This window comes from Paenibacillus thalictri (assembly GCF_004307995.1).
Taxonomy (GTDB): Bacteria; Bacillota; Bacilli; order Paenibacillales; family NBRC-103111; genus Paenibacillus_AF; species Paenibacillus_AF thalictri.
Genome location: NZ_SIRE01000002.1, coordinates 466,555 through 481,010, shown reverse-complemented (window position 1 = coordinate 481,010; position 14,456 = coordinate 466,555). Strand labels below are relative to the sequence as shown.

The following is a 14,456-nucleotide window of genomic DNA, read 5'->3' as shown; positions in this document are numbered from 1 at the left end:
TTGGCAAAGGAGGCGTCAATCCTTCGCAGTCATCACCTTCCTTTTCGGCGTATAAAGTTGGTCGTTGCGTAGCAGCGCATCGACCAGACGCACTAGTTTTCTTGCGGTTAAGACGAGGGCGCGTTTATGTTGGTGCTTGGGTACTTCCTTAAACTTTTTCCTGTAAAACGCTCCGAACTCCGAATCGCGGTTTTTTACCGAGTTGGCAGCTTCAACGAGGTAATAGCGAAGGAAACGGTTGCCGGAGCGAATGCGTTTGGTTTCTTCGGCTTCAAAAGGACCGGATTGATGTTTTCGCCATACTAGGCCGGCATATTTGGCCACCGCGGCTTGATCATCGAAGCGTTCTATGTCGCCGATCTCGGAGAGGATACCAGCGGCATAGACCAAATCGATGCCCGGAATGGATCTCAAGCACTTGGCTCCGGGAAGGCCATCCAGCATCTTCTCGATCGCCTTGTCCAATTCTTTGAGCTGAGCCTGTATGCTCCGAATAGACTGAATCGATGTGCCAAGGACCAGATCGATGGAATCTTCCATGACTTTGGATAGGCGGTAAGACGCCCGTGCCGCTTTCTGGATACAGGCAGCGACACCTTCGGGATCCGGGAAACGGTTTTTGCCTTTCTCCTGGAGATAGTCTGCTAGCGCGGCAATCTCCATCGATGCAATTTCATCAAGACTGTACTTCTCGGAGAGGAGTTCCATGATCGCGTGGCCAAAAACGGAGCTGTCCACTTCCGAACGGAACGCATTGCATTTGTAGAACAAGTTTTGAAGAAAGTACTGCTTCTCCCGGGTCAGATTATGGACCAGGTGAAATCGCATGCGGGTGATGCGCTGAAGGGCGAGATATCGCTCCTGCATCACAATGGTTGTCGTCAACCTGCCGAATCGTAGACGATCTGCAATGATCCAGGCGTCGAGCCGGTCGGTTTTGTCCAGATCGGCATAAGCTTCTCTGAACTTGTTGATCAGCTTGGGATTGATGGTAAATACTTTCGTCTTGCGTGCTTTCAATGCTTCGTCTTCGTGAAGATACATAGCTGGATGCCAGCTGTAAACCGAAGTGGCTTCAAGGCCGACATGGATTTCCGTAGCCGGGAGCTTGTCCGCGTGTGAAAGAATACGGTCGCGCAAATATTGGGCGCCGGCCAGGTTATTTTTCACCAGCAGGGTGTCGAGCGAGTCGCCTTCCATGTTCATAAAACAGGCTTCAAGCTGCTCACTGCTTACGTCAATACCGACAAAGAGTTTCAAGTGGAAATCCTCCTTTCTATTAGGGATTCAGGGAAATGGACTTTTCGGGATGCCCCCAGCGCGCTCGCCGATCAATCACCCTCGCCTATGAGAACTCACTTCGGTCCATGAGCTGCCCCGAAGTTGCTATCTTCGGGCATGGGTTGCCGGAGGGAACAGCCAGCGGGTAAGAAGTGCCGCACGAGTGCCAGGGAAACAGACTTTAAGAGTAGTCGAACTACAGGAGGAAAAAGAGTTTCCCCGAATGAACCCTAAGATTCATTGTCTGGAAGCATCACGAAAAGTCCAGTCCCTTTTAAGAATCTTCATTTATTTTTCATTTTTCAAAGATCAAATTGGAAATTTTGAAGGTGGCCGCCAGTACCCTAGGGTACTGGAAATTGGCTCAACAACAATCTTTAAGAAATACTATACGAGGAGGATGAGTTATGGCAAATGAAAAGTTAAACATCGGGATCATTTTAGGCAGCACCCGGCAAGGCCGGGTGAGTCCGCAAATAGGAGACTGGGTTAAAGGAATCGCTGACCAACGTGGAGATGCCCATTATGAAATTGTTGACATTGCCGATTATCAGCTGCCGTTTATAGGCACAACCGATGGAACGGAGCCGGGGATTGCGGCTTGGAATGCAAAGCTGGCCGAATTGGACGGATTCGTATTTATCGTTCAGGAATACAATCACAGTATTTCCGGCGCGCTAAAAAATGCGCTGGATACCGCTCGGGAAGCATGGAATAACAAGGCGGCGGGCATCGTAAGTTACGGCTCAACGGGCGGGGCTCGCGCGGCTGAGCATTTACGCGGGATTATGGGGGAATTAATGATCGCCGATGTACGGGTGCATCCAACGTTATCGCTATTTACGGATTTTGAAAATTTCACTACTTTCAAACCGGCCGAATTGCACCTGAACAATGTAAATGAAATGCTGAATCAAGTCATAAGCTGGAGCGGCGCGTTAAAACCTATTAGAAAAAAGCCGTGAAATAAAGTTTAAAACGAAGAAAACGGGAACCCAATAAATGAATAAACAGCGACAGCCCAGGACTCATTATTTTGCGTCCGGGCTGTCGCTGTTTTCATTTTCACAAGCTTGGTTTAGATTAAATTGCATTATCACGGTGTAACGGCGGTTCCTTCAACAAGAAATTTCTGCAGCTTGGCGACCGTATCGTCATCCGTAGACGGGATGTTGATCGTGACCGTAAGATGGGGCTGGTCCATAACGCTAAACGAAATTTGCTCGAATACGAGCCGTCCCGCAGTCGGATGGTGATTGATCTTCAGCCCTTCGGGGCCGTTTAACACATCGTGCTGCGGCCACCATGCTCTGAATTCCGCGCTGGCCCGGCTCAAATCCTCAATAAGCTCCGTCCACCACGGATCGCCGACGAATTTGCCGTAGCAGGCGCGAAATTGCGCCAGACGGTGCCGTGCGTGGCTTTCCCAGTGGCTTTGCAGCATCCGGCGGACGTACGGCGAAGTAAACGTGCGCCAGACGCTGTTGCGTTCGCGCGGCGTCATCTCTTCGTATTTGCCGTAAATCAGGCTGGCGGATCTGTTCCAGGCGACAATCGTCAGCCGCTGATCGCTAACGTAAGCGGGGCTTGTCCCCTGCTGATCAAGAAAGCTTTGCAGCGTCCGGGTAATTTCGCCTTCCGCCGGCGTCAGATCGGCCGGCAGCTGCTGCAGCGCCAACATAAATAAATGATTCCGCTCGTTTGCGTCAAGCTGCAGCGCCCGCGCGATGCTGTCCAGCACCTGCGTGGACACCTGAATGTTTCGCGCTTGCTCCAGCCATGTATACCAGTCCACGCTGATCCCCGCCAGAAGCGCCACTTCCCCGCGCCGCAGCCCCGGCGTGCGGCGACGGCCGCTGAACGTCAGACCGGCCTGTTCAGGGGTAACGCGGGCCCGCCGCGCGCGTAGAAACTGGGCCAGCTCCTGCAGCCGCCCATGGGTGGATGATTCCATCGCTTGCAACTCCTCTCCTTTATCGCCCTTAACCCTCTGTATGAAGTTTGAGAGCAAGCCGCGCTTTCAGCCAAACATAGGAGTCCCGCTCCTAGGATAAACCGTCATCTCGTACTCGTATATATTTCATTATACACTTTCGAGGAAGGTTGCGGCGACATGCCGAATGGGCACAAGAGAGGGGATTTTATGGTGGAAAAAGCGATATGGACACAAACGATGCATACTGGCAAACGGGGGAAAACACTGCTGCTGCTGGGTATCTCGTTTGGTTATTTTATGGTGCTGCTGGACACTACGGTGTTAAGCGTAGCGCTTCCGGCGATCCGGGACGATTTGGGCGGGGGCATTTCCGGTCTGGAATGGGTGGCTAACGCCTATACGATCGTGTTTGCCGGGCTGCTGCTGTCGATGGGCGCGCTCGCCGACAGATGGGGCGCCAAACGCGTCTATATGGGCGGCCTGGCGTTGTTTATGGCGGCCTCGGCCATATCGGCCTTTGCGCCGTCGCTGGGCGCACTGATCGCCATGCGTGGGCTGCTTGGCGCAGGAGGAGCCGCTTTGACGCCCGCTTCGCTTGCTTTGCTTTCGCACGCTTTTCCCGGGCCCTCCGAACGCGCGCGGGCGCTTGGCATATGGGCGGCGATCACCGGCGTCGCAATGGCGTCAGGGCCGGTTGTCGGCGGCCTGCTGGTCGATGCGTTCGGCTGGCGCAGCATATTCCTGCTCCAGGTGCCGCTTGCGATTATCAGCCTGGCCTTAACTTCGCGGCTTGCCCGCGAAACGGAGCGCAAGCAACAGAAAAACTTTGATCTCGGCGGCCAGCTTGCCGCGATCTCTGCAATTGGTGCGGTATCTTTCGCTCTAATGGAAGGGCAGGCCTACGGCTGGCATTCGCCGGTGATTATAAGCGCGCTGAGCGCGGCGGCGGTTTGCGCCGTTTTGTTTATTGCGCTTGAAGCCAAAAGCAAGGCGCCGCTGCTCCCGCTTGGCATATTCAGAAATCATACCGTATCGGCGGGTCTTCTTGCCGGCATGGCGGTGAACATCGGCTTTTCGGGCTTGTTGTTTGCGCTGCCGCTGTTTTTTCAGCAAATCCGCGGCTTGCCCGCTTATATGGCCGGACTTGCTTTGCTGCCGATGACCGTTCCGATGGCGGTTAACCCGATCTTTACCGGCCGCTTGGTCGGGCGGATCGGGGCGAAGCTGCCGATGACGGCCGGGTTCGGTCTGGCCGCTCTTGGCACGCTGCTGCAGTTAAGCGCGGATGAACATGCCAGGTATACATGGATGCTGCTTGGCTTAGTAATGGTCGGTTATGGCGTATCGCTCACCATTCCGTCGCTGATGGCTGCCGTAATCTCTTCCGTCCCCAAGGAGCAGACAGGCACCGTGTCGGGCGCTTTGAACTCGAGCAGGCAGCTCGGAGCAACGCTAGGCGTCGCTTTGTTTGGCGCGGTCATGAACGGCAGCGCCTCGCTTATGGGCGGCATGCGGCTAGCGCTTGCGGCGGCGGCCATCGTTTTATTTGCCGGCTGCTGGCTTTCGTGGGCATACATTGGCGGCAAAAAGGCGCCGTAAACCGCGTTTCCTATCGCGAATCCGGTCAAGCTGCAACTTTTTGGCAACAGGCGGCGTCTTATGTTTAAAAAAACAAAGAAGGGCTGTATGTTCCGATGATGAAACGGATGTTGGCGGCAGTTCCGGCTGCCGCCTTGATGCTGCTGAGCTTGTCATTGCCGGCGGGAGCCGCCGCGGCCAAAGTGCAAGTGACGCTTCCCCCGTTCGAAGTAAGTCTCAACTCGTATGCGCCTATTGCCCAATTTGAACCGTATCCTCCGATCGTATACAAGGGGGTTACTTATGTTCCGATGACCTGGAACAACAGCATTCGTTTAAATGTGGCTATCGATTGGAGCGAGGGCAGGGGATTTTCGATCCAGAGGAAAGAGCAGCCGGAATCACAGTCGTTTGCGCAGCCGTACGAACCTCCCGCTTCCGAAAATAACGAGCTGAATAAGCCCTACGAAGCGGAGGTCGCCGCTTACCGGATTACGGTAAACAGCAAACCAATCGATAACTCCAGCGAACCTTACCCTGTATTGTCGTTCCGCAACATTACGTATTTTCCGCTGACGTGGCGGTTTGCCCAAGAGGAATTCGGCTGGGCGACCGCATGGAGCGCAGAAGACGGATTTGGGCTGGTGGCAGGCGACCGAAAACATGTTATAGGCGGAATTTATGGAGACGATGGGCAATCGCTGTTTTTCGGCACCAATATTTACGGGACTTTCAAGATCGATAAATCGCTCCGAGGGGCTCCGGAATCGCTGCGCGCGCAAGGGACGGAGGGCAACCTCCCGCAAACGGAAAACCGGAAAGCAGTCAAACGGGTGGAAACCGATCCTGCGGTACAGCGCAACCAAACAAAGCTGGCCGGCGACACGGTCTCATGGAACGGCAAGGAACTGGTTTCGTTACAATCCGCGTTGGAGCAGGCAAAGACATGGGGCTCCGGTTACGCTTATGAACAAGAGGGTGTGCGCACGGAGGATTATGTGCTGCCGCTGGGCAAAAGCAATCTGATCAGCTTGTATACCAATGTGCCCAGCGCAAGCGATGCCACGTTTCTGGTTAGCGGCGGGCAAGTGACGAAGCTGGATAACATTCCGCCGTACAGGTGGGTCGATAACGGCGACGGCACGTTTTGGGTCAGCAGCGCAGATGCGTTTCACGAACCGCATCATATCTCCTGGTCGGAACATCGTTTATGGCTGATCGATAAAGAGGGCGCTCCGCACTCCATCAATGAAAAGCTTGGAGCGGAGGTTGTGAGTATGTTAGCGGTAATGGGCGACGGCACGTTGGTCGTGCTGGCCGGCGGCGCATTAACGGACGACGTGGAGAAGCAAGTATATCGCCTCAAATCCGACGGCAGCGCCGACAAATGGCGCGCTCCTGCCAAAGGGCTGTTTTACGCGGACGGTCAAGGAGAAGTGTATGTAGTCTCCGGCGAAGACAACCGGATCAGCAAGCTGAGCGACGGCAGCAGCGTGGCGCTAACGGAAAAAGAACTGTTTCTGGCGTCCAGAAAGATGCCTCAGCAGTAAATGCTATAACGCAGCAAAGCAACGTCAAGCGGGGATCAGGCAAGCAGCCCCCCTTGACGGTTTAAACGTTTCAATATAAAATCAATTTAAACGTTTAAATTGGAGGCGTATTGAACAAAATGAGCAAACGATCCGTCACCATTGTCGACATTGCCGAAGCGGCAGGCGTTTCGATTGCAACCGTTTCGAATGTGCTCAACCGCCGCAACGTGCCGATGTCGGAAGAAACGATCCGTAAGGTGGAAGACACCGCCAAGCAGCTCGGTTACCGCAGGAACGTAATGGCGGCCAATTTAAGCCGGCAGAAATCGTACGAGCTAGGTTTAATTGTTCCCAGCTTTACCGGATATTATGGGCAATTTGCCGAGGAGATGGAACGCAAGGCGAATGAGCACGGCTATCACATGTCGGTGTTTTCGGCCGGAGGCATGAAGCCGGAAATGGAGAAGCGGCATCTGGAAATGCTGCTTTCCCGCCGGGTGGACGGCTTATTCTGCCATGGCCTCGCGATGTCTCACGAATCGACCCGAGCGGTTGTCAGCGACGGCACTCCGCTTGTGTTGTTTAATGGCTGGGGTTGGCCTGCGGACATCGCGCTTGCCGCGGTGAATCTCGATTTTGCGGGAGGCAGCTTGGAGGCTGTAAGGCATCTGGTCCAGCAAGGCTGCCAATCGCTTGTTTACGTCGGGCGCAGCAAAGCGCTGGAGGTCAACGGGCAGCGGTTGGCCGGCTTCAAGAAAGGCGTAGAACAGTACGGCGGCGATCTTCCGGTTATGCTGCTGGACATCACGGATTGTGCGGCCGACCGCATCGTAGATGAAGTGATCCGCAGCAGCCTGCACGAAACTCAGCCGATCGGCATTCTAGTGTTCGACGATTATGCCGCGTTATCGGTCATGTCGGCGGCATTAAAGCGTGGTTTGCGCGTGCCGGATCAGGTGAAAATCTCGGGCATCAACAACGACCCGCTTTCCACCGCTTGTTATCCGGCGTTGACGACGCTGGACATTGCTTACGATTTGCAGGCGGACATTGCTATCGGGAAGATGCTGGAGCGGCTCGAAGAGAAGCCGTTCCATATGCCGGACGCATCGATGGATACGGGCGGGCAGGAGATTCATATCCCGATGAAGCTGATTCAGCGGGAATCAAGCGGCGCTAATGTACCGACTCTATAATGTGCTTTGAAAAAACTCATACCCCAAACTATAAGGAGTGTTATTGTATGTGGAAGCAAGCGATTGAAGATGCGGTTCGGATCACCCGCGAGAATATCGGCCGATTTGGCGATTTGATGCCGCATGTCAGCGGTGGCGGCAAATATGAGCTTAACCCGAATACCGAATGGACGGACGGCTTCTGGTCCGGTATCCTGTGGCTTTGTTATGAATATACCGGGGATTCGCAGTTTAAGGAAGCGGCCGAGCGTACGGTCGAGAGCTTCCGTCAGCGGCTGGCAAAACATGAGCAGCTTGATCATCACGACATCGGATTCCTTTATTCGCTTTCTTCCAAAGCGCAATGGATCATCGAAAAAGACGAAGCGGCGCGCAAGCTTACTTTGGATGCGGCCGATGCGCTGATGAAGCGCTGGCGCCCCAATGCCCAGCTGATTCAAGCTTGGGGACCGGAAGGGGATCCGGTGAACGGCGGCCGTATCATTATCGACTGCATGATGAACCTGCCGCTGCTGTATTGGGCTTACGAGCAGACGGGGGACGCCAAATACCGCGACGCAGCGGTGACTCATGCCGACAAAAGCCGGCGGTTTCTTGTCCGCGGCGACGATTCGTCGTATCACACCTTTTATTTCGATCCCGAGACGGGGGATTCGCTGCATGGCGGCACACATCAAGGCTTCCGCGACGGCTCGACCTGGACGCGGGGACAAGCTTGGGGCATCTACGGTTTTGCGCTTTCCTACCGGTACACCCGCAATCCGCTTTATCTCGAGACGTCCAAACGGCTTGCGCGCTTCTTCCTGGAACGTCTGCCGGAAGATGATGTAGTGTATTGGGATTTCGACGTGCCGGTAGATGAAAATACGTACCGCGACAGCTCGGCTTCGGCCATTGCCGCCGCCGGCCTGCTTGAATTGCTCTCGCTTCTGCCTGCGGAAGATGCCGACCGTGCTGCACTGGAAGACGGCTTAAACCGCTCGATGAGAGGTTTGGTTAACAAGTATGCAACGATCGGCCAATCTGAGGCTGAAGGATTGCTTATGCATGGCTCTTACCATGTAAGGGGCAACAATGCGCCGGACGATTACATGATCTGGGGCGACTATTATTACCTGGAGGCGCTGCTGCGTTTGGAAAAGGGCATCACAGGTTACTGGTACGAAAGAAAATAGCACAATGCCTCCCCAAAATGGACAGATTCCACAAGGATCAAATTCCATGAATCAAGCCGGATTCGGACTTTCCGAATACCGGCTTGATTTGTCATATTCTATATGAAATTTTTTTACACTGCGGTTATTGTTAATGGGGCAGTCGGCTCTCCTACAAAGTAAAAACCAAGCTTGCAAGCGACAGAGACACGGCGAGTACAATATTAAACCAGGCAAGGAAACGAGATGCTTTCTCCTCTTTCTTATTGCCATCGGTTTGATACGATTTTACATCGATCATGAAGATCAGGCCGCCTGTGACTAGCAACAGGGCAATCGTATAATACAGATCGCTGGAGTATGTGATCGGCATGTTGGTTGAGCCTCCCGCCATTTTTATTGTGCTTTCATGCCAATACGGCGAATTTTGATCGTTACGTCGACATGGACGGATAAATCCTTATACATTTCCTGCCATTTTTCTTTCGTCTGCACATGCTCTCTCCAATATTTAGGCTGCTTTGCGCGCACATACTCGCCGAATCCGAAAACATCGGTTCCATATTGCTGTGTTTGTCGGATCACATCGCTGTAAAATTTTTTAGCATCTTTCTCGTCCGCTTGTTCGATTTTTCTTAAGACATCGGGCGAACTGACAAGCACGCTTTCGTTCAGTTTCTCTTCCAAATTCACTTCAATAAACGATTGTATATCAATTGTCGGGCGTCCGTTTTCCTGGCTCACACGGATTCTCGATTGGCGGCGGGTGGCGTAAAGATTGAAAGTACCGGACAACCCGTCCACTTTGACAAAACTCCGGTATCCGGCGGGATTCATTCCTTTGATTCCCATATATGCGGCAATTTCCAGCGGTTTGGACACACCAACCATCTTATCGGCTTTAAAATAGGCGATGCCGGAGATACCGACGTTTTCTTTCTTCTCCAATTCGATGTAAGGCAAGTACCCTTCCTGCCCCATTTTCGAAGCGTTGCTCCAAAAAATGCCGAGAAAGTCGTTTGGGAATTTCCCCATCTTGGTAGCCTGATCGATCGTATTCAGCAAATACAACGTCGGCAGCCTGCCCAATCTAGGTGTTGCTATCATGAAGTTGGCGGCATCCCCTTTGGAAATCAGCATCCAGGTCGTCCGGCGTATTTCCGGATTTCTGCGCAAATAATCGTTCAGATCCTGCAAACCTGAGCGGGCGATCGCTTCAGACACCACAATGACACGCAAATGGCCGAAAAATAAGCGGGAAGAAATTTGCTGCTGCAAATTCATCAGCGCATCGTCGATCGTATGTCCGACAACTTCGATCGGCCATACGGTTTGGCCGCGTACAGTTGAACCGCCGCCTTCTCCCGGACCCAGCGGAATTTGACCGGGCAGCGCGATTTGCGCGGTTACCCGGATCAATTCTTTCTCGGGGGCTGGAAATTTTCCTCTGAGATGCGAAGTTTCGCTCTCTTTGCTAGTTGTTTTATCGGTTGCTTTATCCACGGAGATGCCCAATATGACAGCCCGCTTATCCAGCTCAAGACTATCCCAGCAGCCTGTCAAATACGGTACGGTGAGAAGTATGATAAGCAGCGGTTTAATTGGTGCCGTCAGCAGTTTGCTTTTCATGGCAGCCTCCACTTTTCTTTCGAATCAGAGCCATTACCAGCAAAACGCCGGGATAGGCAATGGTAATCCATAACCCGATGCGGCCGACTTTTTCAATAATGTCGTACATTTGCAATACGTTCTGTGGGAGCATGGCCAGAATAAAGACAATCGGGAGCAAAAACAGCGAAAACATTTTGTGATTGCGCAGATGAAAAAGCGAGCTCATGGAATGAATGGTTATATAATAACTGGAAAACAGCGTCGTAAATACGGCAATGACCCATACCGCAAGAAAAGCCGCATCCAGACGTTCTAAAATATTTCCGGGCAGTGACGTCGTTTTAGCGAGCTCCAAGGTGGGCCATAACAGCTTCCTCGTCTCCTCGGAACCGAATACGCTGACCGCCGCCAGCGTGATCAGAATATACAAGCCGCCTGAAATCAGCAGGCCCCAAAAGCTTGCTTTCATCGCTTTAGTTGGCTGGCGCATGGCTGGAATGACCATAGTGAAAATAAAGGAGCCCTGGAACAAAGCGGACACGGTGAAAATACCCGACAGCATGGTTTGCGGCGATTCTCCCCAAATCGGCTGGAGGTTGGTCATATCGGCATTTTTTAACGAAAGTACAACGATTAGCAGCCCCGGGCCCAGCAGCAGCGGCAAATAAAAATAATGAAGGTAGGCAAACTCGATAATATTGTTGCGTGCGGAGAAACATGCCAGGAGGAGCATAACAATGACAGTAATCTCCAAAGGCGTTCTTCGGAGAACGGAAGCGACCACAACTTCGCCAAATTCCCGTGCGGTCAGTGAGGTCAAAATGGCAAAAAAACAGATGATGAATGCGCTGCCGAGCCGAGCCGGCCATTTGCCGATAATTGTTTCGCTGTATTGAATGATCGTCTGGTTCGGGAAACGCATGCCAAGCAGAGCAATCAGCCAAAGCCCGATGAAAGCGACAAAACAACTGATCAAGGTAATCAGAGGCGCTCCCGAGCCTGCTGCCCGAACGGCAAAAAGAGGGAGAGGCAGCACGCCGACTCCGATGATCGTGCTAATGAGAATCGCGGCTGCCTGAGTCACTGTGATTTGGCGCGGATATTTCATCGCTTGCATTCCTCCTTTCATTTCCGATTTGCATAGGGTCGAGCACGTCGCGAGGCGTTTGCATTAGCCGGTCTATCGTATCGCCGGCCATTCGTTCCTCATTTCCCGTATAAAGCAGCGTCGGCCGTTTCTTCATCCACCATAGTGGACTTCGGATTAACGTATCCTTCATTCCGCTATAATCGCTAGGTACTAACGGACTCATGTAAGGCACGCCGAACGATTTTAGTTTAAGCAGGTGATTGGCGATCAGAATGAGTCCGATCATTACGCCGTAAAGTCCGAAGATGCCGGCAAAAATAATGAGCGGAAACCGCAATAGCCGTAAAGCCAACGCCGCATTGTAGGCGGGAGTCGCAAAAGACCCGATGGTCGTAAGCGCAATAACAACTACGGTAATCGGACTGGCAAAACCGGCAGCGACCGCGGCCTGTCCGATAACGAGCACGCCGACGATGGATAAGGCGCCGCCGACCTGTTGGGGTAAGCGGATCGTGGCCTCGCGCAAAACTTCCATCGAGATTTCGATCACAAGAACTTCAACTACCGACGGAAACGGTACGCCGGCCCTTCCGCCGGCGACGGCAACAGCGAATTCCGTAGGAATCAGCTCGGGATTAAACGAGATAACGGCGACATAAAGGGAGGGAAACACCAGGGAAAAGATGAGTGCGATAAGACGTGTTAACCGTATGGCGCTCACCAGTAAAAACCGTTCCGAGTAATCCTCGGCAGTTTGATAAAATTGGCTGAACACCGTCGGCACGATCAGAGCAAAAGGGGAACCGTCAACAAAAATGACAACCCTGCCTTCCAGCAGATTCGCAACGGCCTTGTCGGGCCGCTCCGTATTTTGAACTTGCGGGAACGGGGTAAAATGATCGTCTTCGATAAATTGCTCCAAATAGCCGGCATCCAGCACGCCGTCAATATCGATCGTAGAAAGCCTATGCTCCACTTCAGCCACGAGCTCGGGATTCACGATGCCCTCGATATAACAGATGGCTACCTTCGATTTTGTGATTCGGCCGATACTTTTTGTTTTAATGCGAAAGTCGGGAGTTTGCAGGCGATAACGCAGCAATGCGAGATTGGTTCCAAGCGGCTCGATGAACCCTTCGCGCGGACCCCGAATGACCTGCTCGGTGGCCGGTTGGTCGATGGCGCGTTTCTCGACATTGCGGGTACCGATCAGGAAGGCCTCGTCCAATCCGTCCACGACAACAACCGTTTCGCCGCGGAGCAGCGCCCCAATCAATTCGGTAAGCCGGCTGTCCAATTTTCCCTCGCTGTGATAAACGGCGTCGTTAAATAAAATAGACTTCAACTGGTCGATGCTGATATTTTGATCCGCCAGATGAAAAGGAATCTGCATAAACGGTTTCAGGATATCTGTATTAATCAAAGCCTGATCGATCAAATTCGAATAATAAAACATGGCGGCGGGGTATTTGCCGAATACATGAAAGGGCCGCATTGAAAAATCGTCGCTTTGGCCAAGCAGAAGAAGGATAAAGTTAGCCGTATCTTCCAGTTGACCGGAAATTTTCTCGGTTTTGTACTGCTCCAAAATTTGATTGGGCACTTTGATGACCGGTTCGTTTTGTTTTTTGGGTTTCCGGAATAGCGAATGCAAGATCGGCAAAATGATGACCTCCTTCTCCTTGGACTATCCATTATGGTATAATCCCCCAACTGCCGCGATTTTATTTTACAACGCATCCAAAGTCCCGTTTTCCGAGAAAAATACATATATAAAGCCAAAAACGCCCCATGGCGTCTTTGCGAGCGGAATCTGCTCATCAAAGCACGCAAGGGGCGTTATTTTGTTTTTTATAAGCTCAATCGTGATGTTCGCGGTTTTTTAAAAATTCCTTGCCGTATTCGCCGTGCGGCATAATATTTGCATTTTCCATCTGAATGGTGGAGTGCGTAATACCGAAGTTGTTTTGCAGCGTCTCGTTAATCCCCAGGATGATGCAGAAGGGCTGGATTTTGTCGTCGGTAAACACATGCGCCGTAAGCGAGTAATGGCCGGTGGAAACCGCCCACAGATGCATCTCGTGAACGTCCTCGACACCTTCCACTTCAGCGATCGCATGGCGGATTTCGTCCAGATCGAAGCGGTCCGGCACGGACTCCATCAGAATCAAATACGATTCTTTGATGATTTTGGCGCCGCCGATAAAGATGATGATGCCGATAACGATACTGATGAGCGGATCAAACCAATACAAGCCGGTGAAATAGATCAGCACCGCGGAGATGATGACGCCCAGCGAGCTGAGCAGGTCGCCGATAAAGTGCCACAAGGCGCTTTTTACGCCAAGGTTCTCTTCTTCATGGGCGCTATGGCTGAGCACCAGGGTAAGCACCAGGTTAACAATGAAGCCGATACTGGCGATAACCAGCATAAGTTTAAACTCGATCTGTTCCGGTGTGATGAACCGGCGGATACCTTCGATAAATATGCCCACCGAGATGAGACAAAGCGCGAGACCGTTTAGAAACGAAGCGATGATCTCAAATCTTAAATACCCAAACGTATACCTTGCATCCGGAGGTCTTGTGGCCAAATAAATGGCAAGCATACTTAAACCTAAAGCGATGACGTCGGAGATCATATGGGCCGAATCGGACAGCAGCGCCAGCGAATTCGACATGATGCCGCCGATGATTTCTACAATGGTAAAAAAGAATGTAAGTCCCAATGAGATCCAAAGTGTTTTTTTGCTCGTGTTTTGCTCTTTGACATGTTTTAAGTGATGATAATCATACATTTGGTTTCCCCCCTCAAGGAGCGGAATCAAGGAATTGAGCCATCGTAATCCGCTTATTTAGAAATATTATTATTTGAGTTTTATTATACGTTACATTTTTTCATGCTGCAATGAAAAAAAGTATTGCATTGTGGCGGGGCCGCTGAAAACGTAGCGGCGTGAGCGAAATCATGCTGGAGAAGCGGCCAGCGTTTGCTTTTTCAGTGGCCTCCATTGTGGCAGCTGTACAGCCGTGTACATAGGATATAGCAGTTACCTTCGATGAAAAGGCGGTGCCGGC

12 protein-coding genes are annotated in these 14,456 nt (G+C 52.1%); 5 read left to right on the top strand and 7 right to left on the bottom strand.

The annotated features are described in order from the left end of the window. Window positions 1-15: 15 nt before the first annotated feature. Window positions 16-1,260 carry an IS110 family RNA-guided transposase gene (locus tag EYB31_RS02345; protein ID WP_131011633.1) on the bottom strand — a complete coding sequence of 415 codons (1,245 nt, stop codon included), beginning with the start codon at window positions 1,258-1,260 and terminating at the stop codon, window positions 16-18. 428 nt (window positions 1,261-1,688) lie between these two features. On the opposite strand from EYB31_RS02345, the gene EYB31_RS02340 reads away from it, so the two are divergent. Beyond that, window positions 1,689-2,246, top strand: a complete 558-nt coding sequence (locus EYB31_RS02340) for an NADPH-dependent FMN reductase (RefSeq protein ID WP_131011632.1) — start codon at window positions 1,689-1,691, stop codon at window positions 2,244-2,246. A gap of 131 nt (window positions 2,247-2,377) precedes the next feature. Here EYB31_RS02340 and EYB31_RS02335 read toward each other — a convergent pair whose 3' ends face one another. Beyond that, complete coding sequence (locus EYB31_RS02335) at window positions 2,378-3,235, bottom strand: helix-turn-helix transcriptional regulator (RefSeq protein ID WP_131011631.1); 858 nt, start codon at window positions 3,233-3,235, stop codon at window positions 2,378-2,380. 189 nt (window positions 3,236-3,424) lie between these two features. Here EYB31_RS02335 and EYB31_RS02330 point away from each other — a divergent pair, with 189 nt between their 5' ends. The 4 genes from EYB31_RS02330 (at window position 3,425) to EYB31_RS02315 (ending at window position 8,698) form a co-directional block, all read left to right on the top strand. Continuing rightward, window positions 3,425-4,816 carry an MFS transporter gene (locus EYB31_RS02330; protein WP_240762003.1) on the top strand — a complete coding sequence of 464 codons (1,392 nt, stop codon included), beginning with the start codon at window positions 3,425-3,427 and terminating at the stop codon, window positions 4,814-4,816. Between the two features lie 95 nt (window positions 4,817-4,911). Further along, on the top strand, window positions 4,912-6,345 hold the full coding sequence (locus EYB31_RS02325) for a hypothetical protein (protein WP_131011630.1): 1,434 nt from the start codon (window positions 4,912-4,914) through the stop codon (window positions 6,343-6,345). 119 nt (window positions 6,346-6,464) lie between these two features. After that, window positions 6,465-7,523, top strand: coding sequence for a LacI family DNA-binding transcriptional regulator (locus EYB31_RS02320; RefSeq protein ID WP_131011629.1), 1,059 nt, complete (start codon window positions 6,465-6,467; stop codon window positions 7,521-7,523). A 47-nt stretch (window positions 7,524-7,570) separates the two neighbouring features. After that, window positions 7,571-8,698, top strand: a complete 1,128-nt coding sequence (locus EYB31_RS02315) for a glycoside hydrolase family 88 protein (protein ID WP_131011628.1) — start codon at window positions 7,571-7,573, stop codon at window positions 8,696-8,698. A 151-nt stretch (window positions 8,699-8,849) separates the two neighbouring features. Here EYB31_RS02315 and EYB31_RS02310 read toward each other — a convergent pair whose 3' ends face one another. The 5 genes from EYB31_RS02310 to EYB31_RS02290 all read right to left on the bottom strand — a co-directional run bounded on the left by EYB31_RS02310 (window position 8,850) and on the right by EYB31_RS02290 (window position 14,176). Continuing rightward, window positions 8,850-9,050, bottom strand: coding sequence for a CLC_0170 family protein (locus EYB31_RS02310; protein ID WP_131011627.1), 201 nt, complete (start codon window positions 9,048-9,050; stop codon window positions 8,850-8,852). Between the two features lie 23 nt (window positions 9,051-9,073). Beyond that, complete coding sequence (locus EYB31_RS02305; RefSeq protein WP_131011626.1) at window positions 9,074-10,306, bottom strand: Ger(x)C family spore germination protein; 1,233 nt, start codon at window positions 10,304-10,306, stop codon at window positions 9,074-9,076. After that, window positions 10,275-11,396, bottom strand: coding sequence for a GerAB/ArcD/ProY family transporter (locus EYB31_RS02300; RefSeq protein WP_131011625.1), 1,122 nt, complete (start codon window positions 11,394-11,396; stop codon window positions 10,275-10,277). Before EYB31_RS02300 ends, EYB31_RS02305 begins: the two co-directional genes overlap by 32 nt. Then, window positions 11,344-13,041, bottom strand: a complete 1,698-nt coding sequence (locus EYB31_RS02295; RefSeq protein ID WP_131011624.1) for a spore germination protein — start codon at window positions 13,039-13,041, stop codon at window positions 11,344-11,346. The genes EYB31_RS02300 and EYB31_RS02295 overlap by 53 nt, the downstream gene beginning before the upstream one ends. 196 nt (window positions 13,042-13,237) lie before the next feature. Continuing rightward, on the bottom strand, window positions 13,238-14,176 hold the full coding sequence (locus EYB31_RS02290; RefSeq protein WP_131011623.1) for a cation diffusion facilitator family transporter: 939 nt from the start codon (window positions 14,174-14,176) through the stop codon (window positions 13,238-13,240). Window positions 14,177-14,456: the final 280 nt, after the last annotated feature.

Excerpts from the sequence above, each read along its gene's own strand:
- EYB31_RS02335 (WP_131011631.1), bottom strand. The coding sequence starts at position 3,235 with ATGGAATCATCCACCCATGGGCGGCTGCAGGAGCTGGCCCAGTTTCTA.
- EYB31_RS02305 (WP_131011626.1), bottom strand. The coding sequence starts at position 10,306 with ATGAAAAGCAAACTGCTGACGGCACCAATTAAACCGCTGCTTATCATA.
- EYB31_RS02300 (WP_131011625.1), bottom strand. The coding sequence starts at position 11,396 with ATGAAATATCCGCGCCAAATCACAGTGACTCAGGCAGCCGCGATTCTC.
- EYB31_RS02330 (WP_240762003.1), top strand. The coding sequence starts at position 3,425 with ATGGTGGAAAAAGCGATATGGACACAAACGATGCATACTGGCAAACGG.
- EYB31_RS02320 (WP_131011629.1), top strand. The coding sequence starts at position 6,465 with ATGAGCAAACGATCCGTCACCATTGTCGACATTGCCGAAGCGGCAGGC.
- EYB31_RS02290 (WP_131011623.1), bottom strand. The coding sequence starts at position 14,176 with ATGTATGATTATCATCACTTAAAACATGTCAAAGAGCAAAACACGAGC.
- EYB31_RS02325 (WP_131011630.1), top strand. The coding sequence starts at position 4,912 with ATGATGAAACGGATGTTGGCGGCAGTTCCGGCTGCCGCCTTGATGCTG.
- EYB31_RS02315 (WP_131011628.1), top strand. The coding sequence starts at position 7,571 with ATGTGGAAGCAAGCGATTGAAGATGCGGTTCGGATCACCCGCGAGAAT.
- EYB31_RS02310 (WP_131011627.1), bottom strand. The coding sequence starts at position 9,050 with ATGCCGATCACATACTCCAGCGATCTGTATTATACGATTGCCCTGTTG.
- EYB31_RS02340 (WP_131011632.1), top strand. The coding sequence starts at position 1,689 with ATGGCAAATGAAAAGTTAAACATCGGGATCATTTTAGGCAGCACCCGG.